Genomic DNA, 23,670 nt, shown 5'->3' with positions numbered 1-23,670 from the left:
CTCGGCCCGTGAACGCGCCCGAGGATGCCGTCCGTCGCGGCGCCGCCGAGGTGCCTGCGCCGGTGCTGGACGCCCTGCTCGGGGCGGCGGTCGTGATCGTCATCGCGATCGGGGTGGCCACCAACCTGACCAGCCCCACCGGCCCGACCGTCGGCGCCTATCTGTTCGCGGTCTTCTTCGGTGCGCTGCTGATGTTCCGGCGCCGGTTCCCGCTGCCCGTGTTGATCATCACGGCTCTGGGTATGTGCGCCTACTACACACTGGACTACCCGGCGATCGGACTCGCCCTGCCGATGGGCGCCGCACTCTTCTCGGCCGCCGAGAAGGGACTGACCCTGGCCGCCGCTCTGACCGGGCTGGCCATGATCGTGCTGTCCATCGTGTTCCAGCTCCAGGAGGGCGTGAATCCCGTTGCCCTGCTGGGATTCGAGCTGTTGTCGACCGCGGCGCTGATGGCCGCGGCGATCGCCCTCGGCGACGGCGTCCGGTCCCGCCGGGAGCTCCGCCGACTCGGTGACCTGAGGGAACGAGACGCCCGGATCCAGGCGGAACGGGAGCGGGCCGAGGAACGCCTGGCCCTGTCCCGGGAACTGCACGACGACCTGGGCCACAGCCTGTCGGTGATCGCGCTGCACGCCGCCTCGGCCGAGGAGGCGGTCGCCGACGATCCCGAGAGCGCCCGCGGTTCCCTGCGCAACGTCCGCCGGGCGGCGTCCGAGGCCCTGCGCCAGCTGCGCGGCACGGTCAAGGTGCTGCGGCGGACCGACGAGCCCGTACCGACGGCGCCGGAGGCCACGCTGGCCGAGCTGGACCGGATCGTCGGCACCCTGCGCGAGGCCGGAATCGACGTCACCCAACGGATCTCGGCGCCGGAACTGCCCGGCGGGGTGTCCGCGGTGGCGTACCGGATCGTCCAGGAGGCGACCACCAACGTGATCAAGCACGCCGCGGCCCGGCACGTCACGATCGACGTCCACGCCGACGGGCCGGTGCTGCGGATCGAGGTCACCGACGACGGGATCGGCGCCGGCGAATCCCAGGCCGGCCGAAGTTTCCGGTCGGGACAGGGGATCCGCGGGATGGCCGAACGTGCCGCGGCCCTCGGCGGCACCCTCGGTGTACGATCCGAGTCCGCCGGCACCACCGTTTCCGCAGCACTGCCCCTGGACGAGGAGGGACCATGATCACCGTCGCCGTCGTGGACGATCAGGCCCTGGTCCGGACCGGGCTGATCTCCTTGCTGGACAGAGATCCGGAGATCTCCGTGGTCGGTGAGGCGAGCAACGGCAAGGACGGCATCGCGCTGATCCGCCGGACCCGGCCGGACGTCGCCCTGATGGACATCAGGATGCCGGTGCTGGATGGCATCGAGGCGACGACCATGATCACGGCCGATCCGGAGCTGAACGGGACCCAGGTGGTGATCTTGACCACCTTCGACGAGGACGAGCACGTCCTCGGCGCGATCCGGGCCGGCGCCGCCGGCTTCCTGCTCAAGGACGTCGAGCCCGACGAGCTGCGCCGCTCGGTCCGCCTGGTTGCCACCGGGTCGGCGCTGCTGGCGCCGGCGGTCACCGGCCAGGTGCTGGCCGAGATCGCCCGGGCCAGGTCACCGAAGGCGCGGCCGGAGCTGGTCGCCGAGCTCACCGACCGGGAACGCGAGGTGCTGGCCGAGGTCGGCCGCGGCCGGTCCAACGACGAGGTCGGTGCCGTCCTGTTCATCAGCCCGGCGACCGCGCGGACGTACGTCAGCCGGCTGCTCAGCAAGCTCGGGGTTCGGGACCGGGCCCAGCTCGTCGTCGTCGCGTACGAGAGCGGCCTGGTCACGGCCGGGGAGCGCACCGACCGCGCGGCCAATCTCGGCGGTGCCGAATCGTGAGCAACCTGCTCAACGCCGAGCGGATCAGCATCGCCTTCGGCACCCGGACCCTGCTCGACGAAGTGAGCCTCGGCCTGGACCGCGGCGACGTGATCGGCGTCGTCGGCCGCAACGGCGACGGCAAGACCACGCTGTTGCGCATCCTCACCGGCACCCTGGAACCGGACGACGGCCGGGTCACCCGGTCCGGCGGCGCCTCGATCGGCTACCTGCACCAGACCGACGACTTCGCGCCCGACGAGACCGTACGGTCCGTGATCGTCGGTGGCGCCGATGATCATGTCTGGGCGGCCGACCCGAACACCCGGTCGATCGTCCAGCACCTGCTCGGCGACGTCGATCTCGACGCCCGGATCGCGACCCTGAGCGGCGGCGAACGGCGACGCACCGCGCTGGTCCGGCTGATGCTGGCGGGCCACGACCTGCTGGTGCTCGACGAGCCGACCAACCATCTCGACGTCGAAGCGGTCGCCTGGCTGGCCGAGCATCTCCGTGCCCTGCAACAGGGCCGCACCGCGATGCTCGTGGTGAGCCACGACCGCTGGTTCCTGGACGCGATCTGTACCCGCATCTGGGAGGTCCACGACGGCATCGTGGACGGCTACGACGGCGGCTATGCGGCGTACGTGCTGGCCCGGGCCGAACGCTCCCGGCAGGCGGCCCAGATCGAGTCGCGGCGGGCCAACCTGCTGCGCAAGGAGTTGGCCTGGCTGCGCCGCGGCGCTCCGGCCCGGACGTCGAAGCCGAGGTTCCGGACCGAGGCCGCGACGGCGCTGATCGAGGACGAACCGCCGCCGCGGGACACCGTGGAGCTGCGCCGGATGTCCACCAGCCGGCTGGGCAAGGACGTGTTCGACCTGCACCGGATCGAGCTCCGGGTCGGCGACCGCGAGTTGATCAAGAACCTCGACTGGTCGATCGGCCCCGGCATGCGGATCGGCCTGATCGGGATCAACGGCGCCGGCAAGACGACCCTGCTCCGGCTGCTCGCCGGGGAACGGGAACCGGACGCGGGCACGATCAAGCGCGGCCGTACGGTTCAGCTCGGCCAGCTCAGCCAGACCGTCGGCGAACTGCCCGAGGACGACCGGGTCCGGGACTCGGTCAGCGCCAACGTCACCCAGCTCGCCACCGGCCGCGAGGTCAGTGCGACCTCGCTGCTGGAGGACTTCGGTTTCACCGGCGACAAGCTGATGGCCCGGGTCGGCGAGCTGTCCGGCGGCGAGCGGCGGCGGCTGCAGTTCCTCCGGATCCTGCTGGCCGAGCCGAACGTGCTGCTGCTCGACGAGCCGACCAACGATCTCGACATCGACACCCTGACGGTGATCGAGGACTATCTTGATCACTGGCCGGGGACGTTGATCGTGGTCACCCATGATCGCTACTTCCTGGAGCGGGTCTGCGACGTGACGTACGCCCTGATGGGTGACGGCCGCTGCGTCCTGCTGCCGGGCGGGATCGACCAGTACCTTGATCATCGACGGGCCGCCCCGGCGACCGCGGCCACCGCACAGCCGGAGCCGGACGCCGCCCCGGTCCCGCGGATCTCCGCGGCCGAGGAACGGCAGACGAAGAAGGACCTGGCCCGGATCGAGCAGCGGCTGCAGCGGACCGAGACGGCGATCGGCAAGCTTCATGATCAGATGGCGGAGGCGGCGGCCGACTACCAGCGGCTGGCCGAACTGCAGCGCGACCTGGACGGCGTGACCGCCGAACGGGACACGCTGGAACTGGAGTGGCTGGAGACCGCCGAGCGGCTCAGTTGATCATCGCCAGGACTTGGGGTACCGCTTGCCGGCCTTGGGCTTGCCGAGCAGTTCGCTGACCGTGACCAGTGTGTAGCCCCGCTTCTGCAGGCCCTTGATGATGTCCCGCTGGGCGGCGATCGTGGACCGGTGGATGTCGTGCATCAGCACGATCCGGTTCCGGCCCGCGCCCCGCAGCACCTTGCGCTTGATCTTGCGCGCATCGCGGCTGGACCAGTCGAGCGTGTCGACGTCCCAGAGGATCTCGGCCACGCCGAGCTTCTTGGCCGCCTTGTCCACGCCCCGATCCGTCGCACCGTACGGCGGACGCATCAGCCGCACCCGGCAACCGCAGCTTCTCTCGATCGCCGCCGAGGCCCGCTTGAGATCCTGGTACGCACCCTTGACCGACTTGCGGTCCAGCGAGTCGTGGTCCCACGAGTGGTTCGCCACCTCGGAACCGATCTTGTGGATCTTCCGGACCAGCTTCGGATGCCTCCGGGCGAGCCGGCCGAGCTGGAAGAACGTCGCCTTCGCCTTGTACTTCTTCAGGAGCTTGATCAACTTGGGCGTCGTCCGCGGGCTCGGCCCGTCGTCGTACGTGAGCGCGATGCACTTCAGCTTCTTGCAGTCGACCGCCCGCCGGGCCGGTTTGGCGGCGACCTTCGGAGCCGGTCTCGTCGCTGCCGCGGCGCGCGGCGCGGCCAACGGGGCGACGGCGGCATCGACCCGGGGCCGCTCCGACGACGTCGTAGTGGTCGGCGGAGCCCCACCACAGGCACCGAGAACCAGGGACAACCCGACGAGTAGCACCGCAGCCGCAGAAACAGGCGCGGATCCTTGGATACGCACGCGACTGACAGTACTCGCCGCGGCGCACGCCCGCCGCGCGACACGACCGCCGACAGCGGCCGATCGCGTGCCAGGTCGATCAACGCCGGCCGGATTTGATCATGGTGGTCAGCGCCGCGTCGGCGGCCAGCAGCGCACTGTTCACGGAGATCTCGCCGCGCATGCCCGGTGCGGCGACCAGGTCGCCGGCCAGGAAGACCCCGTCGCCGCGGTCGATCGCCGGCCGGTCGCGCCAGGTCCGGCCCCCGGCAGGTCCAGCGCTCCGGTGCGGCCCTTGGCCGAGCCGGTGCGTTGCCAGGTCACGCGCTCCCGCCAGCCGGGCACCGTGTGGTCGGCGAAGGCCGCCAGCCGCTGCTGCGCGGCCGCTCTGCCCTCCCCCGCCCGCACCGGGAGGTCGAGCTGGAAGAGCGACTCACCGGCCGGCGCGACGGTCGGGTCCTGCATCGAGTAGCTCTCGTGGAACCCACCGTCGTCCAGATCCCAACAGAGGAAGCGATCCCGCGGGTCGGCGCGGACCGCCAGGTCCAACAGGACGCAGTCGCCGCTCTCCCAGTGCAGGGTGTCGTCACCGAGCAGCCGCCGGGCCGAGGCCAGCTCGGTCGCGACGATCGTCGGCCCGCCGGACAGCTCCGTGATTCGGGAGCCGAGCTCGATCCGTACCCCGAGTGCGCGGGCCCGGTCCGCCAGGCGTCCGATCACCGCCTGCCAGCCGCCGATCACCCAGCGGACCGCGGGCGGCTTGGTCGCGAAGACCCGGCGCAGCAGCTCCCAGACGAAGGCGGCCGACAGTCTGCCGGTGTCGGCGTCGAACGTCACCACGCTGATCGCGTTCGCCGCGATCCGGGCGGTGCGCTCGCCGTACCGCGCCGATGCCCAGCTGAAGAAGTCACGATCGACGGGTGCGTCCCGGCCCCGGTCGAGCAGCATCATCCGGAGGAATCCCTGCGGTGGCAGGCGATGCAGCCGCCCGTCCAGCAGGAAGCTGATCTTGATCGAGTCCCGTACCGACGGTCGGCCGAGCGGACCGGTCAGCCCGCGCCGGACCAGCCACCGCCAGTGCGGACCGTCGGCGTAGAAGACGTGCGCACCCTCATGGGCGACGTACGGCGCGGGCGTGGCCCGGCCCCGTCCGCCCAGGGTGCGGTGCGCCTCGTGCAGGGTCACCCGGGCGCCCGCTTCCGCACAGGCGACGGCGGCCGTCAGCCCGGCCAGCCCGCCGCCGACCACCGTGATCATCGTCCGTCGCCCGACCGGATTCACCGGCGCGATTCCGAGAGGTAGCGGTCCAGTCGCTGCAGCGCGTTGCCGGCCCGGGTCACGCCGAGTTCGGCGGTGAACCGGACGGCGCTGCGGACCGCGGCCTGGTCGGCGACCTGCAGGGCGAGGTCGAGGTGCCGGTCGAACGGTTCGCCCAGTTCCCCGAGCGTGATCAACGCGGTCAGCGCGACGAAGGCCCGCTCCCGTACCGAAAGGCGGGCTTCGGCCCAGGCCCGACGGAGCCGGGAGTCGACGAACTCCGCCAGCCACGCGTCGGCGATCGGCCAGTTCGGCGTGTGCTCGGGCTCGACGGTCTCGGCCTCGAGGTCGTTCGGCGTCTCCCGGCCGAGCTGCTCCGTGTGCTGGCGCAGGGCGAGCATCGCGCTCGCCGCGGCCGGATAGCCGGCGTAGGGGGCGACGAACCGGATCAGGGCCAACTGATCGGCATAGCCGATTCCGTTCGCCCCGCCGGCCAGGACGTGCATCCGGTACGCGAGCCCGAGGTTCGCGAGGCAGACGTCGTGAGCCGTGACCTGGAGCAACTTCTCCCGCGCCGACGTCGCGGTCTGCGCGAAGGTCAGGCCGCCGGTCTCCAACGCCACCCGCTCGAACTCGGCATCGATCTCGGCGAGCGGGCTGCTCGGCAAATCCACCATGAGGGTCTCCCTTCCGTTCTGGTTGCCCTGGACGCTAGGCGCCGCGACGGGACGCCCGCATCGGTCACTTGACCGGTGACCTGACGGATGCGCTCCCGCTCCGATGGCGTTGAATGGTTCCATGATCAACTTTGTTCTCGTCCATGGCGCCTGGTACGGCAGCTGGGGCTGGCAACGGGTCGCGCCGCTGTTGCGGCAAGGCGGTGCCGAGGTCCACACCACCGACCTCAGCCCCGATCCGGAGGCCGGCCTCGGCCGGCACGCGGACCAGGTCGTCGACACCGTGCGCCGGACCGACGGCGACGTCGTCCTGGTCGGCCACAGCTACGGCGGTCTGGTGGTCCGGCAGGCGGCCGACCGGTTCCCGGACCGGATTCGCCGCCTGGTCCTGATCGACGGTTGGGCCGGCCCGGACGGGGCCAGCCTGTTCGATCTCGCGCCCGACACCTTCCGTACCGCGATCCTGGCGCTGGCCGAGCGGAACGACGATCCTCGGCTGATTCCGGTCCCCAGCCCGAAGCTCTTCGGGCTGACCGAGCCGGCCGACATCGCGCGGCTCCGGCCCGAGCCGCTGCGCTCGTTCACCGAACCGAGCCGGCTCTCCGGTGCGGTCGACGCCATCCCCGGTACGGCGATCTACTGCCGGCCCCAGACCTACCCGTTCGACGAGTTCGGCCGGGCGCTCGGGTACCGCACGGTCGGGGTCGACGGGCCGCACGACCTGATGGCCGCCGTGCCGACCACGATCGCCGCGCTGCTGCTCGACGACAGCGGACCGGTCGACTGACGGATTCGGTGGTGCCGCCGGGCTTCCTACAGTCGGATCTGTCAACCAAGATCAACGGCAGAGGAGTCACGAGCATGTACACAGCCATCAGGCACTACCGGATCGGCAGCGGAACGGTCGAGGAGATGACCAAGGTCGTCGAGCAGGAGTTCGCCGACCGGATCCCCGAGCTCGTGCAGGCGGTCGCCTACACGGCGATCGACACCGGCGAGGGCACCGCCGTGACGATCACCGTGTTCCCCGACGAGGAACTGTTCCGCAAGGCGGCGCGGGTGGTGGCCGACCTGCAGCGCGATCTCGGCGAGCGGTTCGGTGTCGTCGAGGAATCGCTGCTGCATGGCGAGGTCATGATCAACCGGGCCTCCGAGACGGTGGCCGAGACCGTCCACTACGCGCCCTGATCGGCCAGGGAGAGGGCGGCCAGCTCACCGCGGCTCGCGACGCCGAGCTTGGGAAAGGCCTTGTGCAGATGGTAAGCGACCGTTCGATGGCTGAGGAACAATCGGGCTCCGATCGCCTTGTTGGTGAGGCCCTGCGCGGCCATCCGGACCACCTGCAGTTCCTGCGCAGTGAGCTGACCGAGGTCGGCCGCCGGAGACTCGGCCGTCGCCGGTCGACGCCGGCCGGCGGCCCGCAGCTCACTGCCGGCCCGGTCCGCCCAGGGCCGGGCACCCATCCGGTCGAAGTGTTCCAGCGCGGACTCGAGCAGTGGTGCCGCCTCGGCCCGGCGCCGAGCCCGGCGCAGCCATTCCCCGTACAGCAACTCGGTCCGGGCCCGTTCGAACGGCCGGCCGCCGGCCAGGTGCAGCCGGACCGCCCGCGCGAAATGATCATCGGCGGAGGCCGGGTTGATCAAGGCGGCACAGCGGGCGGCCACGGCCGCCGACCAGGCCTGGCCGGTGAGCGGCGCCCAGGCCTGGATGCGCCGGTCGAACGCCCGGGCAAGATCATGATCATCCGCCTGCACCGCCGCCTCGACCAGGTCGGGCATCCGGTGGATCAGCATCATGGTCCGGGCCACCGGCGCGTCATGATCGAATTCGCGGGCCCGCCGTACCACCGCCTCGGGCCGGCCGAGGGCGAGATCGAGCAGGTCCTCCGACACCGCGAGCATCCCGAGTGACCCGGCATCCCTGGCGGTGGCCAGCCGGGCGGCCAGCTCACGTACTCGCGGCTGATCGCCCTCGATCGCGGCCAGGTACGCCTGCGTGCCGGTGAGCAGCGCGACCGCCTGCTGCTGGTCCGTGTCGCGGGCGATCCGCAGCCCCTCGGCCGCGCTGGCCCACGCCTCCCGATGCCGGCCGCGGAAGAGCTGCGCCCGCGTGACCAGGGTCAGGGCGGCCGGCAGTACGCCGATCGCCCCGCGGTCCCGGGCGTCCCGTTCAAGATCAACAGCGGTCGAGTACGCGGCGTCGTCGTCACCCACCAGGAGATCCCAGATGGCCAACTGGGCCCGTTGCTGCAGCCCGCCGGTCCGCCGCGCGGACCGGACGCCGTCGATCAACGCCCCGAGCCAGGGCAGTCCGTCCGCCGCGTCGTCGGCGGCCAGGTGGCCGAGCCCGACGGTCGCCCGCCACAGCGGTCCGCGGGCGCCCTCGGCCGCCGCTTCCGTACTGTGCCGGGCGATCTCGGCGACGGCCGCAAGATCACCGGCCAGCCAGGCGGTGGTCGCCGCGTCGAAGGACAGGGCGACGGCGCCGACCTGATCGCCCGATTCGGCGGTTGCGGCGGCCGCGTACGCCAGCGCGACGTGGGCCCGCGCCGCGTCCCCGTGTGCGGCGGCGATCCGGGCCTCGGCCTCGGCCAGCCGAGCCCGGGCCAGCGGGTCGACCAGTTGATCACGGGCCCGGCCGGCCAACTGGGACACCCGCTGGCGCTGGCCCGCGTCGGCGGCGGCGAAGGCGGCCGCGGCGAGCCGACGGCCCCGTTCGGCCGGGTCGCTGCTGAGGCGCGCGGCACGCTCGTACGCCACCGACTCGGCCGCATAGCCGCCGCGGGACCGGATCCGCCGGGCGCTGCGCTCCAGGGCCTCGGCCGCGGCATCGTCCGGACCGATCGCCGCCGCAGCCAGGTGCCAGGCCTGCCGCACCGGGTCGCGTCGCTCGGCGAACTCCGTTGCGAGGGCGCGGTGCACGGAGAGCCGGGCCGCCTCCGGCAGTTCGCGGTACGCCACCGCCCGCAGCAGCGGATGCCGGAAGACGACCCGCCCGTCCTCGATCCGTACCAGGCCGGCGGACTCGGCCGGATCGACCGCGGCCAGCGTGAGGTCCAGGCTCCGGCCGGCGGCCAGCACCAGGTCGAGCTCGCCGGCGTCCGCGGCGGCCAGCCCGAGCAGCCGGCGGGTGGACTCCGGCAGCAGGTTCAGCCGGTCCCGGAAGCTCCGCCGGACCCGGTCGGTCACCGGCAGCGTGCCGACCGGGAGGACCGGCGACTCGCCCGACTGCTGTTCCGGGGTGAGCGTCGAGGCCAGTTCGACCAACGCCAGCGGATTGCCCTGCGCCTGCCGGATGATCGCCGGCCGGACGGCGGCCGCCAGGTCGGGCGACCGGTCCGCGATGAGCCGGTCGGCCAGGGCGTCGTCCAGCCGCGCCAGGCGCAGCTCGGCGAGGCCGGTCGCGGGGAACGGCCGGTCGTCGTCCCGGGCCGCGAAGATGATCACGACGCCCTCGGACTCCAGCCTGCGGCCGGCGAACAGCAGGGCTTCGGCCGAGTCGTGATCGAGCCAGTGGGCGTCGTCGACCAGGCAGAGCAGCGGCCGGTCCTCGGCCAGCCGGGCGAGCAGGGTGAGGACGGCGAGCCCGACCAGGAACCGGTCGGCGGTGTCCCGCCCGGACGGCGGCCCCAGCCCGAGCGCGTTCCGCAGTGCGGCGGTCTGGCCGTCCGGCCCGGCGTCGAGGCCGTCCAGGTGTCCCCGGAGCAGCAGATGCAGGCCGGAGTACGGCAGGTCCGACTCGGTGTCGACGGCGGTGGCCCGGAGCAGCCGCACCCCGTCCGTCGCGGCGGCGTGGTTGATCAACGCGGTCTTGCCGGCCCCGGCCTCGCCGCGAACCACCAGGGCGCCGCTCCGGCCGTTCCGCGCGTCGGCCAGCAGCCCGGCGATCCGAGCCAGCTCCTCCGCCCGTCCGTACAGCATGCCGACGCCACCTCCACCCTTGCGTGGATAAAGTCCCCACCTGGGGACTTTATTCCTATTCTGGGGGAATGACGACGAGCCCGAGGACCGGCCGACGGCCGGGGCGGCCGACCACCCGTGCCGAGATCGTGACGGCAGCCACGGCCCTGTTCGCCGAGCGGGGCTACCAGGGCACCAGCCTGCGCCGGGTCGCGGCCGAGGCCGGCGTCGATCCGGCCCTGGTCCGCCGTTTCTACGGATCCAAGGAGGAACTCTTCGGCGTGGTGATGCGGTCGGTGCTGCGGCCCGAGGACGTCGTGCCGGTCGCGCTGAACGGCCCGCGCCGTACCGTCGGGCGCCGACTGGCCACGACGATGCTGCAGCTGTTCGGCGCGAGCGGGCAGCCCACGCCGGCGCTCGGCGTGATCAGGTCCGCGATCGAATCCGACCAGGCCGCCACCTTCGTCCGTACCTTCGTGGCCGAGGAGATGCTGGGCCGGCTGACCCGGGAACTGGGCGTGGACCAGCCCGAGCTGCGGGCCGCGCTCGCCACCAGCCAGTTGGTCGGACTGGCCATCGGCCGGTACGCCATCCGGGCGCCTGGCCTGGTCACGGCGGACACCGAGCAGCTGGTGGCCTGGATCGGGCCGGTGCTGCAGCGCTACCTGACCGGCCCGGCGCCGGCCGCCTGACCCGGCGACCGGCGGGGGCGGCCGTACCTGATCAGTGCTCCTCGCCGTCCGGCGGCGGCTCGGTGATCACGCCGATCTTGGCCACCTTCACGGTCCGGTGGCCGTTCGTACCGCCGATGGTCACCTTGCGGTACGTGGTGTTGTTGCCGGTGCTGGTCTCGACCAGCTTCCGGTCCGGGTTCGCCGTCACCTCGATGTAGTAGACGCCGTTCTTCAGGCCCTTGAGGTCGAAGGACTGGCCGGGCAGCGACTGGACGTAGGTGTCGCCGGAACCGCTGGCCAGCACCTCACGGATCCCGATCGACGAGCGGTCGCCGCAGGCGGTGTGCAGGTCGGTGTTCTCGGGCTTCCAGTCCGCACCCTTGAGCGTGTAGTCGATCGCGTCGGTGTTGGCCAGGCAGAACGCCTCCTTCTGGCTGCGCAGGACGACCTTCTTGTTCTCGTCCAGCAACCGGTAGCGCGCGAAGTCGGTGAAGTGCCAGTGCTCGTGGCCGTCCCGCGCATCCCATTCCATGGTGCCGACCTGACGGTGGCCGATCTGCTGACCGGAACCGTTGAAGAAGTACTGGTACGCGTCCATCAGGTCCTCGTTGCGGTCCTGCCGGAAGCCGTCCACCACGAGCGGCGACGGCCCCGCATTCCACACCGTGGCAGAGAAATCGAGATAGCGGCCCCGGTCCATCATGATCCCCCAGGCCGGCAGCGAACGAAGATCAGGAAGCGGCCCGGCCGGCTTCCTGATCATGGACCGGCCGGTCGGCCGGACCGGAGCGGGCTGCTCGGCCGGCGCCGTCCGACCCGGCTGGCGAGCCCGGTCCTTCCCCTCGACGCCCTTGATCACCTTCAGGTCGACCGTGCTGGTCGCGGCGGCCGCCGGGATCTCGAACAGGTCCCGGTAGCCCGGCGCGATGGTCGTGGTGATCTTGTAGTTCCCGGGCTTGAGCTTGGTCTCGAGATAGTCGATCGCACGCACCCCGAAGCCCCGCTCGATCCCCCACACCGCTCCGATCGTGTACGGGTTCGCCACGCACCCGACCGGATAGGGCGACGTGGCCGGCGCATCCGGCCGCCGCCGGACCTGCTCCGACGCGTTCGGGCAGAAGTCCAGCCCGCGCCGCAGGACCTGCTTCCCCTTCGCGTCGACCACCCGCACGGTGAAGAACCCGTTCAGCCCGCCGAACGTCGGCACCGCGGACTCCGGGATGGACCGGTCGGCGCCGGGCCTGGCCTGCCAGGCGCTGATCGGCCGGTGGTACGACGTCCGATAGGCCCGGATCTCGAACGGCCGCTGACCGGCGACCGCGTAGACGTTCAGCGGGACAGCGGTGTCGCCGTCCCAGTTCTCCGCCGTGATGGTCCTGGTCGCCGCTTCGAGCTTGAGCGGCGGATCCTTCGGCGCCGCCGCCACCGGCGCACCCGTCGCTCCGCAGATCCCCGCGCTCATGGCCACCGCCGTCAGGGCGCCCACAGTCGCCCTCCGCAGTCGGTTTCTGGTCATCAGACCCCCTCGATGTCGAGCGGCCCCGTGCCGCTCAACCCCGATACGGATCGGCGTGCAGATCCGTTGCACGCCGATCCGAACAATCTCTATCGGTGTTCGGGGCCCGCCGGGTCAGGCGTTCTGACGGCGGAAGGTCCGAGTGCCGATCCAGAGTCCGGCCGCCGCCAGCACGATCGCCCAGAGCACACCCCAGAAGGTCTGGCCGCTGAGCAGGTCGCCGCGGAACACCGCCCGGACCCCGTCCACGATGTGCTTGGTCGGCAGCACGTTGCTGATCGCCTGCAGCCAGCCCGGGCCGAGCGTCATCGGCAGCAGGATCCCGCTGAGCAGCAGCAACGGCAGGGTGACCATGTTGAGGATCGGGGCCAGTGCGTCCTCGCTCTTGGTGGCCAGTGCGAGGGCGTACGAGCTGGAGGCGCAGGCCGTACCGACCAAGATCACCAACAGCAGCCCGAGCAGCATCCCGCCGACCGAACCGCGCAGCCCGAAGGCGAAGGCGAGCCCGATCAGGATCAGCCCCTGGACGGTCAGCTGCAGCACGTCGCGGAGCACCCGGCCGAGCAGCAGCGCGACCCGGCTGGCCGGCGTCACCCGCTCGGACTCGATCACGCCGTCGCGCCACTCCCCGATCAACCCGAAGCCCGCGAACAACGCACCGAACAGGCCGAGCTGCACCAACAGGCCCGGCACGAAGAGCGTGTACGCGTTCGCGGTGCCCAGCTGGCCGGCGATCGGCTCCAGCAGCGGACCGAACAGGACCAGGTAGAGCACCGGCTGCAGCATCCCGATGATCACCCAGGCCGGGTTGCGGAGGGCGAGCCGGAACTGCCGGCGGAACACGATGAACGTGTCACGGAAGAAGGTCATGATCAGACTCCTGCCGACTCGAGTTCGGGACTCGGCGCGGCGTCGTCGCGCAGCGAATGCCCCGTCAGGGTGAGGAACACATCGTCCAGTGTCGGCCGCCGGACTTCGACCGCAGCCAGCCCGATGCCCTCGGCATCAAGATCACGGAGCAGCCCCGGAAGCACCGCGCCGGCCTTCGGGATCCGCGCGGTCACGGTGGACTCGACCGCCGCGATCTCGACCGCGCCCGGCAGGTCGCGCAGCCGTTCGATCGCCGGCCCGAGCCGATCCGGGTCGGCCAGCGTCACCTCGATCAGGTCGCCCCGGACCGCGGACTTCAACGCCTCCGGGGTGTCGGCGGCGATGATCTTGCCGTGGTCGATCACGAAGATCCGGTCACAGAGCGCGTCCGCCTCGTCCAGGTAGTGGGTGGTCAGGAAGACCGTGCTGCCGAGCCGGTCCCGCAGGGCGGAGATGTGCTGCCACAGATTGGCCCGCGCCTGCGGATCGAGGCCGGTCGTCGGCTCGTCGAGGAAGATCAACTTCGGCTCGTGGACCAGGCCCATCGCGATGTCGAGCCGGCGCCGCTGGCCGCCGGACAGACTGCGCCCGGTACGGGTCCAGATGCCGTCCAGGTCGAACCGGGACAGCAGGTCGCGGGCCCGCGCGGTCGCGGTGGCGCGGTCGATCCCGTACAGCAGAGCATGATCGACAAGTTCGTCACCCGCCCTGGCCTCGCTGGACGCCGACCCGGACTGGGAGACGTAGCCGATCGAGCGCCGGACCTGGACCGGCTCGGTGGCGACGTCGAAGCCGGCCACGGTCGCGCTGCCCGAGGTCGGCCGGAGCAGGGTGGTGAGCATCTTCAGGGTGGTCGATTTCCCGGCGCCGTTCGGGCCGAGGAAGCCGACGATCTCCCCGGAGTCGACATCGAGATCGACCCCGTCGACGGCGTTGACCTCGACCTTCTCGCGACCGCGACGGGTCAGGAAGGTCCGGCTGAGTTGGCGTGCATGAATCATGGATCGCTCCTCCTTCGATCCACGATTATTCAAATTTGAATGCCGATAGTCAAATTTGAATGCGTCAGCCCTTCCGCTTCGCGAGCTCCTCCCGGTACCGCCGCGCCTGCTCGACCATCTCCCAACCGGCGTCGTCCTCGGGCGGCTGCCACGGGTCGCCGGTCTCGCCCGCGAACCAGAGGAAGCCGTTCTGCACCATGTCGGCGAACTCGGTCACCCAGCTGAGTTCCGCCTCGGCCACGCTGTGGTTCAGCGTCATCGCGTGCCGGACGTGGCTCGGCACGTTCATGTTGCCGATCTTGGCCCGCAGGCCGTCCCGGTGCCGGGTGACGGCCTCGATCCGGTGCCGCATCGCCGCGACCACGTCGTCGCGCGGAAGCAGCGGGGCGAACGACATCCCGACCTGGAACATCACCTGATTGAGCCCCGCCGACCCGTCCAGCGCCCGCCGGACCAGGACCGGGAACTCGTCGAGACCGGTCGGCGACAGCTCGTAGATCGCGACCGCCCGGTCCGCCTCGGTGAGCTCGTGCCGGGTCAGCATTCCCTGCTTGGACAGGGAATTGAGCATCGAGTAGATCGACCCGGGCCGCACCTCGGCCCAGTCCTCGACCGCCCAGGAACTCAGTTCCCGGAGCACCTGATAGCCGTTCACCGGTTGGAACAGGGAGACGACGCCCAACACCAGCATTCGGGTCACCGCGGCACTCGCCATGCGGCGGAGTTTAGTGCCGCGGCTGCCGGGTGACGCCGTGCCGCTGGGCGGGCCAGTCCTCGGTGCGCCGGGTACGGACGACGTACCGTGAAAGCATGTCCGAGTCGCCGCTGCAGGAACTGGTCGCCGCACTGCCACCCGGCGTCGTGACCACGGAGGCGGCCACGATCGAGAACTACCGGCACGACTGGTCCCGGGACCCGTCCGCCGGTACGCCGATCGCGGTGGTCCGGGCAACCGACGCCGACCAGGTCCAGGCGACCGTACGGTGGGCGGCCACACACCGGGTCCCGATCGTTCCGCGCGGCGCCGGCAGCGGCCTGTCCGGCGGCTCGTCGGCCGTCGACGGCGGGATCGTGCTCAGCCTGGAGCGGATGCGCGCGATCGAGATCGACACCGACTGCCGGGTCGCCGTGGTCGAGCCGGGCCTGCTCAACGCCGAGGTCAAGGCGGCCGCTGCCGAGCACGGCCTCTGGTATCCGCCCGACCCGTCCTCGTACGAGATCTGCTCGATCGGCGGCAACATCGCGACCAACGCGGGCGGCCTCTGCTGCGTGAAGTACGGCGTCACCACCGACTACGTGCTCGGCCTCGACCTGGTCCTGGCCGACGGTACGGCGATCACCCTCGGCGGCAAGCGGGTCAAGGACTCGGCCGGCCTGTCCCTGCTGAAGCTGTTCGTGGGCAGCGAGGGCACGCTCGGCATCGTCACCCGGGCGATCCTCCGGCTGATCCCGGCCCAGCCGCCGCGCTCGACGATCGTCGGCACCTTCCCGAGTGTGGTCGCGGCCGCCGAGGCCGTGGTCGACATCGGCCGCTCGCTCCGCCCGTCGATGCTGGAGTTGATGGACCAGACCTCGATCAACGCGGTCGAGGACTACCGCCCGATGGGGCTGGACCGGGACGCGGCGGCGATGTTGATCGCCCAGTCCGATGCCCCGGAGGGTGCCCGCGAGGCGGAGATCGCGATCATCGAACAGGCCTTCACCAGGGCCGCCGCGAAGGACGTCTTCCTGACCCACGACGCCGACGAGGGCGAGCTCTTCGTGGCCGGGCGCCGGGCCTGTTTCGACGCCCTGGACGCCCGCGGCGCGCTGCTCCTCGAGGACGTCGGCGTCCCGGTCCCGGTGCTGCCGAAGCTGGTCGAGGGCATCGGCGCGATCGCCGCCAAGCACCAGGTCGAGATCCCGGTCGTCGCGCACGCCGGCGACGGCAACACCCACCCGAACGTCGTCTACAACGCCGCCGAGGAAGGCGCCCGGGACCGTGCCCTGGTCGCGTTCTACGAAGTGATGGCGCTGGCGATCAAGCTCGGCGGGACGATCACCGGCGAGCACGGCGTCGGCCGGGCCAAGAGCCCGGCCCTGCCCGACCAGCTCGGCCCGGACGTGATGGCACTGACCCGCAAGATCAAGAACGCCCTGGACCCGGACAACATCCTCAACCCCGGCGCCATCCTGAGCTGACCGCGGCGGACCGGGCCGAGGTCAGCCACCGACTCCGTTCGGGAACCGGTCGCCCACCCCGTTGAGGGCGATGCCGTGCTCGAGCAGCGCCTTCGCGGAGCAGAGGGCGATCGTGAATCCCTCGGCCGAACCGATCGCGTGCGCGACCTGGTCGTCACCGGTGCCGGAAAGCTCCGACTCGGCGACCTCGACGAACGTGGCGCCCTCCCCGTGCGGCGTGAAGCGCAGCTCGACCGCCGTGCGGCCGTCGTTGGTCCAGTGGAACCGGATCAGGCGGTCCTCGAGGAGCTCGTCGACCGTGACGACGGCCGAGACGCCGTACATCTCCCAGTCCCAGGTGACTTCGGCCCCGGCCGTCAGCGGCCCGCTGCTCCGGGTGAACCAGAAGCGGGTCGTCACGGTCGGGTCGGCGAAGGCCCGGAACACCTCGGGCGCGGGCCGGCGGATCAGCATCGCGACCCGTACGGTCGGGCTGTGGCTGAGCTGAAGCGTGGACTCGGTCATCGGTCTTCTCCTGTCTCGAGCAGGGTCTTGAGGTCGGAGAGCAGCTGGGGCCAACCGCCGCTGATCATCTGCAGCAAGAGACCGCCCGGCTCGCAGTCACCGTGAATCACCGTGAGGCGGACCTGTTCGCCGGCCGGCTCCAGCTCGAAGCTGATCTTGGAACGTCGCTCACCGCGGAGTGCGGCGAGGTCCGGCTCGCTGACGCCGGCGGCCTCGGCCCACTGGGGCGTGAAGGTGTGCCAGGTGTACGACAGCCGGCGCGGCGGATCGGCTTCGAGCACGATCTGCTCCGGATCCTGGGTCCGATGACCGTTCTCGTCGATCCACACCATCGGCGAGCCGGGCTGCCAATCGGTCTCGAAGGCCGTACCCCAGTAGCGGCGGGTGAAGGCCGGTTCGGTGAGCGCCTGCCAGAGCCGCTCGGGCGAGGTCTTGATGTACGTCGTGTAGACGAACTCCGTGTTGCCCATCGGATTCTCCAAGGCTGTCTTCAGATCGGCGAGCGTTGCCGCCCGGTGGCGGTCGTAGTGCGTCATCCAGCGATCCGCGACGGCGTTGATGGGCGCCGCGTTGAGGTAGTGCAGCTTCTCCCTGCCGCGGCGGGTGGTCGTGACGAGTTGGGCATCCTCGAGGACGGCGAGGTGTTTGCTGACCGACTGCCGGGACAGCTCCAACCCGTCGCACAGTTCCCGCAGCGTCTGCCCGTTGCGTGCATTCAGGCCGTCCAACAGCCGGCGTCGCGTGACGTCCGCCAGAGCCTTGAACACCTCGTCCATCTCATCCCATCGATAGGCAGCCATTTGGTTGCCCATTCAGGATAGGCAACCAAACGGTTGCACGTCAAGATCGATGAGGACTCAGCGGTGGTCGCGCCAGAAATCCACCGTGTGCAAGGCACTCCGGGCCCGCCAGCGGCTGATCACGTCGGCCAGTCGTGCCTTCGCCCGGCCCGCCTCGGAGTCGGCCGGCGCGTCCCAGAGGGTACGGAGCTCGTCCGGGTCCGCGTCCAGGTCGAACAGCTGGCCCTGGTCCGAGTCGACGAACTCCACGTACTTCCAGCGGTCGTCGCGCACCATGGTCATCAGGTCGGTGCCGGTCAAGATCATGTCCCGGGCGTGCTCGGAGAAGACGTGCTCCCGGCCCGGCCAGGCATCGCCGCGCAGGGCGGGCAGCAGCGACTGCGCCTCCATCCAGTGCGGGACCTCCAGCCCGGCCAGCTCCAGCACCGTCGGACCCAGGTCCATCATCGCCGTCAGCGCGTCGATCTGCTGCCCCGCCGCGACGCCCGGGCCCCAGACGATCGCGGGCACCCGGACGCTCGACTCGTACATGGTCCATTTCTGGCTGTGTCCATGATCACCGAGGCAGTCGCCGTGGTCGGAGGTGAAGATGATCACGGTGTCGTCCAGCACACCCCGTGCCTCCAGCGCGTCCATGATCAACCCGAGCTGTTCGTCGATCTGGGTCACGTTGGCCAGGTAGTGCCGGCGTTGCCGCAGCGACTGCTCCGCGGCCGGGTCGGCCAGGTGCACCACCGAGTCATGATCGTTTTCCTGGTGGTGCCGGCGCAGTTCCTGCAGCGCCTCCGGCTGTTGCTCGAGATCGACGTCGTCGCGGACCGGCAGCGGCACGTCCCGGTCGCGGTACGCGTCGAGGTGCCGGTCCACCGGGTCATAGGGCGGATGCGGTCCGGGGAAACCGACCTGCAGGAAGAAGGGCTCGGTGCCGGGATAGGTCTCCAGCCACCAGCGGGCGTGCGCGGCCACGAAGTTGTCCGAGTGCAGGTCGTCCGGCAGGTCCCACTCGAACGCGCCCAGCCGTTCGGCGTAGTCGGGCTTGGTCCGGTGCACCTCACGGGTCGGCTTGGTCAGCCCGTGGGTCCACAGGGCCTTGTCCCATTGATCATGGTAGAAGGGCACGTTCGGATGGAACCGGTCCTTGTTCTCGACCACCGTACGTTCATGGAAGCCGAGCGAGGTCTCCCACGGATGGGTGTGCATCTTGCCCACGTTGACGCACCGGTAACCGCTGTCGGCCAGCCGCTCGACCCAGGAGTGCCGCCACACCTCCTCGTTCCGCAGCACACCGAACGTGTGCGGGTAGAGGCCGGTGAACAGGCTGGACCGGGACGGCGCGCAGGAGGGTGCACTCACGTAGGTCCGGGCGAAGCTGGTCCCCTCCCGGACCAGGCGGTCGAGGTTGGGGGTGTCGACATGATCATGGCCGAGCGCGTTGATGGTGTCGAACCGCTGCTGGTCGGTGATGATGAAGACGACGTTCGGCCGGGTCGGGCCACTTCCGGTCACGTGATCAGTTCCTCTCTTCGGTCAAGGTGCTGCGGTAGGTCTCGCGGGACAGCAGGATGCAGACCAGACTGATCACGCAGACCGCGGCGAGGTAGATCGCGACCGGCCAGTAGGACTGGCTGAAGGCCGCGGCCAGTGCGGCCGCGATGAGCGGAGTCGGGCCGCCACCGATCAGGGCCGACGCCTGGTACGCGACGCCGATCCCGGTGTAGCGGGTGTGGGTACTGAACATCTCCGCGAACAGGGTGCCCTGGATCGCGAACATGCAGCCGGTGCCGATCGCGAGCATGATCACGATCACCAGCCAGGCCAGCACCGGGTTGCCGGAGGCGAGCGCCGGGAAGTACCAGAAGCCGACCACCCCGCAGACGACGACGCCGAACGCGTAGACGGGCCGCCGACCGATCCGGTCCGACAGCGCACCGATCAACGGGATGACGGCGATCTCCACCGCGGCGGCGATCACGAAGCCGGTCAGCATGAACTGCTTGTCCATGCCCAAATGCGTTGTGGCGAAGGCGATGCCGAAGACGTTGATCACGTTGTACGTGACCGCGTCGGCGAGCCGGGCACCGACAGCCAGGATCACGTTCTTCGGATGGTTCCGGAGCAGGGCCAGGATCGGCATCCGGCGGGTCGGCTCGGCATCGGTGCTGAAGACCTCGGTCTCCGGCAGCGCGCGCCGGATGTACAGCGCGACGAACAGGAACAATCCGCTGAGCAGGAAGGGAATCCGCCAGCCCCAGGACAGAAGTTGATCTTCGGGCAGCAGCTGCACCAGGGCGAACAGGCCGGTCGCGGCGAGCAGTCCGGCCGGGGTGCCGAGCTGGTGCACGCTGCCCATCACCCCGCGGCGGCCGGTCGGCGCGTTCTCCAGGGCGACCAGGGCACCGCCGCCGAACTCGCCGCCGATGCCGAGGCCCTGGATCAGCCGCAGCAGCACCAGCAGGATCGGGGCCAGCACGCCGATCGTCCCGTACGTCGGCAACAGGCCGATCAGGAACGTACAGCCGCCCATGATCGCGACGGTGATCAACAACATCCGGCGGCGGCCGATCCGGTCGCCGAAGTGGCCGAACACGACCGCGCCGACGGGACGCATCACGAAGCCGGCCGCGAACGCGCCGAAGGACTCGATCAGGGCGGCGGTCGGCGACGCCCCGGGGAAGAACAGGCGCGGGAAGATCAGCCCGGCCGCGATGCCGAACAGGTTGAAGTCGTACCACTCGAGGAACGAGCCGGACACCGCAGCGGTCAGGGCCTTCCGGGTCCGGACGGCGGCCGGAAGCCGTTCGCCGGTGCTGGTGTCGGACATCATCGTCTCCCGAACTCTCAAATGAGCGATACTTACTCTCAGATGTGCACGAGGCTAGGCGGCACCGGCGCGGAACGTCAAGGGCCGCCGCGGTGTGCGCCAGACTGTGGACTCGACGCGAAGGCAGGTGGGACGACAGGTGGTCACGGCGAAACGCCCGGGCGGGACGGTGCCCGAGGGTGCGGACGAGACCGCCCTGATGCTGACCATCGCCCGGCGCTACTACCGCGAGGACCAGTCCAAGGTGGACATCGCCCGCGAGCTCGGGCTGAGCCGGTTCCAGGTCGCGCGGCTGCTCCAGGAGGCCCGGCGATCCGGGCTGGTCAGGATCGAGATCGGTTCGCCCGGGCACGTCGACGAGGAGCTGTCGACCCGGGTCGCGGAACGCTGGGGCCTGTCCCGGGTGATCGTCGTCGAGGCCCACCCGAGTTCGCCGCAGGCCACGTTCGACTTCATCGGTGCCGCCGTCGCGGCCGAGCTGGAGCGGCTGGTCACCGAGGACGCCGTGATCGGCCTCGCCTGGAGCCGGGCCGCGCCGGCGATGGCCCGCGAGCTGCGCCGGCTGCCGCCGTGCACCGTGGTCCAGCTGTCCGGCGCGATCTACCCGCCGGGCGGGCTGCCCGGCTCGGTCGAGGTGACCCGGGAGGTCGCCGCCGCGGCGGGCGGTACCGCGCACATCCTGTACGCGCCACTGGTCGTCCCCGACGCCGAAACCGCGGACGGGCTGCGCCGGCAGCCCGAGATCGCCGCCGCCCTCGGCCGCGGCGACCGGCTGGACGTGGCCGTGCTCTCCGTCGGCGCCTGGCAGTCCGGCTCCTCCGCCGTGTACGACCTGCTGCCCGACGCCGACCGCCGGGCGCTGCGTGATCACGGAGCCGTCGGCGAGATCAGCGGCCGGGTGCTCGACGCCGAGGGTGCCGCCGTGATCACCGACCTGGACCGCCGGGTCGTCGGCGCCACCCTTGATCAACTCCGGGCCGCCGCCGTCCGGCTCACCACCGGCAGCGGCGCCGAACGCCGGGACGCGATCGTCGCGGCGGTCCGGGCCGGGCTGGTCAGCACCCTGGTCATCGACGACGCCCTGGCTCACGTACTCAGCGAGGATTGATCACGATCGGACCGTTCCGTGGCGGCGACACTCCCGGCTGTTACATCCGTGAAACAATCGCGCAACTGGACGGAAATTCCGGGTGTCTAGCCTCGGGGAGCACCGAGCGAGAACTCACCGGCCGCTCGTCCAGCCCTGGTCGGTGGTCGGCGCCCGTCGGGTACCGGCCATCCGCCCGACAACTCTCACCGGAGGACAGATGTTCCAAGGAGCCGACGACCTGTTGGCCTATGTCAAGAATGAGGGCATCGAGATCATCGATGTCCGATTCACCGACCTGCCCGGCATCCAGCAGCACTTCACCGTGCCGGCCGGTTCCTTCGGCCCGGAGGTGTTCGAGGAGGGCCTGGCCTTCGACGGTTCCTCGATCCGCGGCTTCCAGAAGATCCACGAGTCGGACATGGCCCTGCTGCCGGACCCGACCACGGCCTTCGTCGACCCGTTCCGCGAGGCCAAGACGCTGGCGCTGAACTTCTTCGTGCACGACCCGCTGACCAAGGAGCCGTACAGCCGGGACCCGCGCAACATCGCCCGCAAGGCCGAGGCCTACCTGGCCTCGACCGGGATCGGCGACACCGCGTTCTTCGCTCCGGAGGCCGAATTCTACGTCTTCGACGACGTCCGGTTCGAGACCAAGGCGAACTCCGGCTACTACTCGATCGACTCCGAGGCCGGCGCCTGGAACACCGGCCGGGTCGAGGACGGCGGCAACCGGGGCTACAAGGTTCGCTACAAGGGCGGCTACTTCCCCGTCGCGCCGATCGACCACTTCTCCGATCTTCGCGATGTGATCACCAAGCATCTCGAGGCGTCCGGGCTGGTCGTCGAGCGGGCCCACCACGAGGTCGGCACCGCGGGTCAGGCGGAGATCAACTTCCGCTTCGACACGCTGCTGACCACGGCGGACAACCTGCTGAAGTTCAAGTACATCGTCAAGAACACCGCCTGGGCGGCCGGCAAGACGGCGACCTTCATGCCGAAGCCGATCTTCGGTGACAACGGCTCCGGCATGCACGTGCACTCGTCGGTCTGGAACGGCGGCGAGCCGCTCTTCTACGACGAGACCGGCTATGGCGGTCTGTCCGACATCGCCCGCTGGTACATCGGCGGCATCCTGGCCCACGCCCCGGCCCTGCTCGCGTTCACGAACCCGAGCGCGAACTCGTACCACCGCCTGGTGCCCGGCTTCGAGGCTCCGGTCAACCTGGTCTACAGCCAGCGCAACCGGTCCGCCGCGATGCGGATCCCGATCACCGGGTCCAACCCGAAGGCCAAGCGCGTCGAGTTCCGTTGCCCGGACCCGTCGTCGAACCCGTACCTGGCGTTCTCGGCCCTGCTGCTGGCCGGCCTCGACGGCATCCAGAACAAGACCGAGCCGCCGGCGCCGATCGACAAGGACCTCTACGAACTGCCGCCCGAGGAGCACGCCTCCGTGCCCCAGGTGCCGACCGACCTGGCCTCGGTGCTGGACGCCCTCGAAGCGGACAACGAGTTCCTGCAGGCCGGTGACGTCTTCACCTCCGACCTGATCGAGACCTGGATCGAGCTGAAGCGGGCCGAGATCGACGCCATCCGGCTGCGCCCGCACCCGCACGAGTTCGAGTTGTACTACGACATCTGAGCACAGGCGATCATTTACCGCTTGAATCAGTCGCAACGGCGGCTGACCTGAGTAACGGCCTTCGCGGCCCGACTCACGGTCAGCCGCCGTTGTGCATGGTCCGGGTAGGCCTTGTCGCCACCAGCTGTCACAAATCTGCAATGGAACCGCCCGGGTCGGGCGGCGGTTTCAAGTGTTCGTCGCAACGGTGAGTAGTTGATCAAGCTTCTCAGCTGGGGTGGCGAAGTCCAAGATCTTGCGGGGTCGGGTGTTGAGGAGTCGTTCGGCTTCGAGGACTTGGTGGTCG

General features: G+C 70.4%; 21 protein-coding genes. 9 read left to right on the top strand and 12 right to left on the bottom strand.

What is annotated here, in order from left to right:
* Positions 1-8 precede the first annotated feature (8 nt).
* From ACFQU4_RS30450 to ACFQU4_RS30440, 3 genes are read left to right on the top strand one after another with little or no spacing between them, the layout of a single operon-like run.
* Complete coding sequence (locus ACFQU4_RS30450) at positions 9-1,184, top strand: histidine kinase (RefSeq protein ID WP_377499398.1); 1,176 nt, start codon at positions 9-11, stop codon at positions 1,182-1,184.
* Complete coding sequence (locus tag ACFQU4_RS30445; RefSeq protein WP_377499396.1) at positions 1,181-1,879, top strand: response regulator; 699 nt, start codon at positions 1,181-1,183, stop codon at positions 1,877-1,879. The genes ACFQU4_RS30450 and ACFQU4_RS30445 overlap by 4 nt, the downstream gene beginning before the upstream one ends.
* Positions 1,876-3,645, top strand: a complete 1,770-nt coding sequence (locus ACFQU4_RS30440; RefSeq protein ID WP_377499394.1) for an ABC-F family ATP-binding cassette domain-containing protein — start codon at positions 1,876-1,878, stop codon at positions 3,643-3,645. Before ACFQU4_RS30445 ends, ACFQU4_RS30440 begins: the two co-directional genes overlap by 4 nt.
* On the opposite strand, the gene ACFQU4_RS30435 is transcribed toward ACFQU4_RS30440, so the two are convergent.
* The 3 genes from ACFQU4_RS30435 to ACFQU4_RS30425 form a co-directional block, all read right to left on the bottom strand.
* A complete protein-coding gene (locus ACFQU4_RS30435) occupies positions 3,646-4,422 on the bottom strand; it encodes a polysaccharide deacetylase family protein (RefSeq protein WP_377499392.1) in 777 nt (258 codons plus the stop codon).
* A gap of 195 nt (positions 4,423-4,617) precedes the next feature.
* Entirely contained in the window at positions 4,618-5,712 is a 1,095-nt protein-coding gene (locus ACFQU4_RS30430) for an NAD(P)-binding protein (protein ID WP_377499390.1), read from the bottom strand.
* A gap of 20 nt (positions 5,713-5,732) precedes the next feature.
* Entirely contained in the window at positions 5,733-6,389 is a 657-nt protein-coding gene (locus ACFQU4_RS30425) for a hypothetical protein (RefSeq protein ID WP_377499388.1), read from the bottom strand.
* Positions 6,390-6,510: 121 nt separating this feature from the next.
* On the opposite strand from ACFQU4_RS30425, the gene ACFQU4_RS30420 reads away from it, so the two are divergent.
* Together ACFQU4_RS30420 and ACFQU4_RS30415 are read left to right on the top strand one after the other, a co-directional pair.
* The gene (locus ACFQU4_RS30420) at positions 6,511-7,176 is read left to right on the top strand and encodes an alpha/beta fold hydrolase (protein ID WP_377499386.1); all 666 of its coding nucleotides are present in this window, start codon (positions 6,511-6,513) and stop codon (positions 7,174-7,176) included.
* A 74-nt stretch (positions 7,177-7,250) separates the two neighbouring features.
* Positions 7,251-7,577, top strand: coding sequence for a hypothetical protein (locus ACFQU4_RS30415; RefSeq protein WP_377499384.1), 327 nt, complete (start codon positions 7,251-7,253; stop codon positions 7,575-7,577).
* Here ACFQU4_RS30415 and ACFQU4_RS30410 read toward each other — a convergent pair.
* Positions 7,565-10,309 carry an ATP-binding protein gene (locus ACFQU4_RS30410; RefSeq protein ID WP_377499382.1) on the bottom strand — a complete coding sequence of 915 codons (2,745 nt, stop codon included), beginning with the start codon at positions 10,307-10,309 and terminating at the stop codon, positions 7,565-7,567. The two genes, ACFQU4_RS30415 and ACFQU4_RS30410, sit on opposite strands and share 13 nt — an antisense overlap.
* 68 nt (positions 10,310-10,377) lie before the next feature.
* Between ACFQU4_RS30410 and ACFQU4_RS30405 the strand changes: the two genes are divergently transcribed.
* Positions 10,378-10,980, top strand: coding sequence for a TetR family transcriptional regulator (locus ACFQU4_RS30405; RefSeq protein ID WP_377499380.1), 603 nt, complete (start codon positions 10,378-10,380; stop codon positions 10,978-10,980).
* A 31-nt stretch (positions 10,981-11,011) separates the two neighbouring features.
* Here ACFQU4_RS30405 and ACFQU4_RS30400 read toward each other — a convergent pair whose 3' ends face one another.
* The 4 genes from ACFQU4_RS30400 to ACFQU4_RS30385 all read right to left on the bottom strand — a co-directional run bounded on the left by ACFQU4_RS30400 (position 11,012) and on the right by ACFQU4_RS30385 (position 15,064).
* Positions 11,012-12,478, bottom strand: coding sequence for a lysyl oxidase family protein (locus ACFQU4_RS30400; RefSeq protein WP_377499378.1), 1,467 nt, complete (start codon positions 12,476-12,478; stop codon positions 11,012-11,014).
* A gap of 114 nt (positions 12,479-12,592) precedes the next feature.
* Complete coding sequence (locus ACFQU4_RS30395; protein ID WP_377499376.1) at positions 12,593-13,348, bottom strand: ABC transporter permease; 756 nt, start codon at positions 13,346-13,348, stop codon at positions 12,593-12,595.
* A gap of 2 nt (positions 13,349-13,350) precedes the next feature.
* Positions 13,351-14,349 (bottom strand): ATP-binding cassette domain-containing protein, encoded by a 999-nt coding sequence (locus tag ACFQU4_RS30390; protein WP_377499374.1) that lies wholly within the window; start codon positions 14,347-14,349, stop codon positions 13,351-13,353.
* 64 nt (positions 14,350-14,413) lie between these two features.
* The gene (locus ACFQU4_RS30385) at positions 14,414-15,064 is read right to left on the bottom strand and encodes a PadR family transcriptional regulator (RefSeq protein WP_377499372.1); all 651 of its coding nucleotides are present in this window, start codon (positions 15,062-15,064) and stop codon (positions 14,414-14,416) included.
* Positions 15,065-15,159: 95 nt separating this feature from the next.
* Here ACFQU4_RS30385 and ACFQU4_RS30380 point away from each other — a divergent pair, with 95 nt between their 5' ends.
* On the top strand, positions 15,160-16,530 hold the full coding sequence (locus ACFQU4_RS30380; RefSeq protein WP_377499370.1) for an FAD-binding oxidoreductase: 1,371 nt from the start codon (positions 15,160-15,162) through the stop codon (positions 16,528-16,530).
* A gap of 21 nt (positions 16,531-16,551) precedes the next feature.
* Here ACFQU4_RS30380 and ACFQU4_RS30375 read toward each other — a convergent pair whose 3' ends face one another.
* The 4 genes from ACFQU4_RS30375 to ACFQU4_RS30360 all read right to left on the bottom strand — a co-directional run bounded on the left by ACFQU4_RS30375 (position 16,552) and on the right by ACFQU4_RS30360 (position 20,655).
* Positions 16,552-17,034 carry an SRPBCC family protein gene (locus ACFQU4_RS30375; protein ID WP_377499368.1) on the bottom strand — a complete coding sequence of 161 codons (483 nt, stop codon included), beginning with the start codon at positions 17,032-17,034 and terminating at the stop codon, positions 16,552-16,554.
* A complete protein-coding gene (locus ACFQU4_RS30370) occupies positions 17,031-17,810 on the bottom strand; it encodes an ArsR/SmtB family transcription factor (RefSeq protein WP_377499366.1) in 780 nt (259 codons plus the stop codon). The genes ACFQU4_RS30375 and ACFQU4_RS30370 overlap by 4 nt, the downstream gene beginning before the upstream one ends.
* An 81-nt stretch (positions 17,811-17,891) precedes the next feature.
* Positions 17,892-19,340 carry a sulfatase gene (locus ACFQU4_RS30365; protein WP_377499364.1) on the bottom strand — a complete coding sequence of 483 codons (1,449 nt, stop codon included), beginning with the start codon at positions 19,338-19,340 and terminating at the stop codon, positions 17,892-17,894.
* Positions 19,341-19,344: 4 nt separating this feature from the next.
* Positions 19,345-20,655 (bottom strand): MFS transporter, encoded by a 1,311-nt coding sequence (locus ACFQU4_RS30360; RefSeq protein WP_377499362.1) that lies wholly within the window; start codon positions 20,653-20,655, stop codon positions 19,345-19,347.
* A gap of 139 nt (positions 20,656-20,794) precedes the next feature.
* On the opposite strand from ACFQU4_RS30360, the gene ACFQU4_RS30355 reads away from it, so the two are divergent.
* Entirely contained in the window at positions 20,795-21,763 is a 969-nt protein-coding gene (locus tag ACFQU4_RS30355; RefSeq protein WP_377499360.1) for a sugar-binding transcriptional regulator, read from the top strand.
* A 199-nt stretch (positions 21,764-21,962) separates the two neighbouring features.
* Positions 21,963-23,384 carry a type I glutamate--ammonia ligase gene (gene glnA, locus ACFQU4_RS30350; RefSeq protein WP_377499357.1) on the top strand — a complete coding sequence of 474 codons (1,422 nt, stop codon included), beginning with the start codon at positions 21,963-21,965 and terminating at the stop codon, positions 23,382-23,384.
* The last annotated feature ends 286 nt before the right edge of the window (positions 23,385-23,670 follow it).

Origin of the sequence: Microlunatus sp. GCM10028923, assembly GCF_042666975.1 — a bacterium.
Taxonomy (GTDB): domain Bacteria; phylum Actinomycetota; class Actinomycetes; order Propionibacteriales; family Propionibacteriaceae; genus Microlunatus.
Note: the sequence above shows the minus strand (reverse complement) of the source record. Positions and strands in the feature narration are given on the sequence as shown.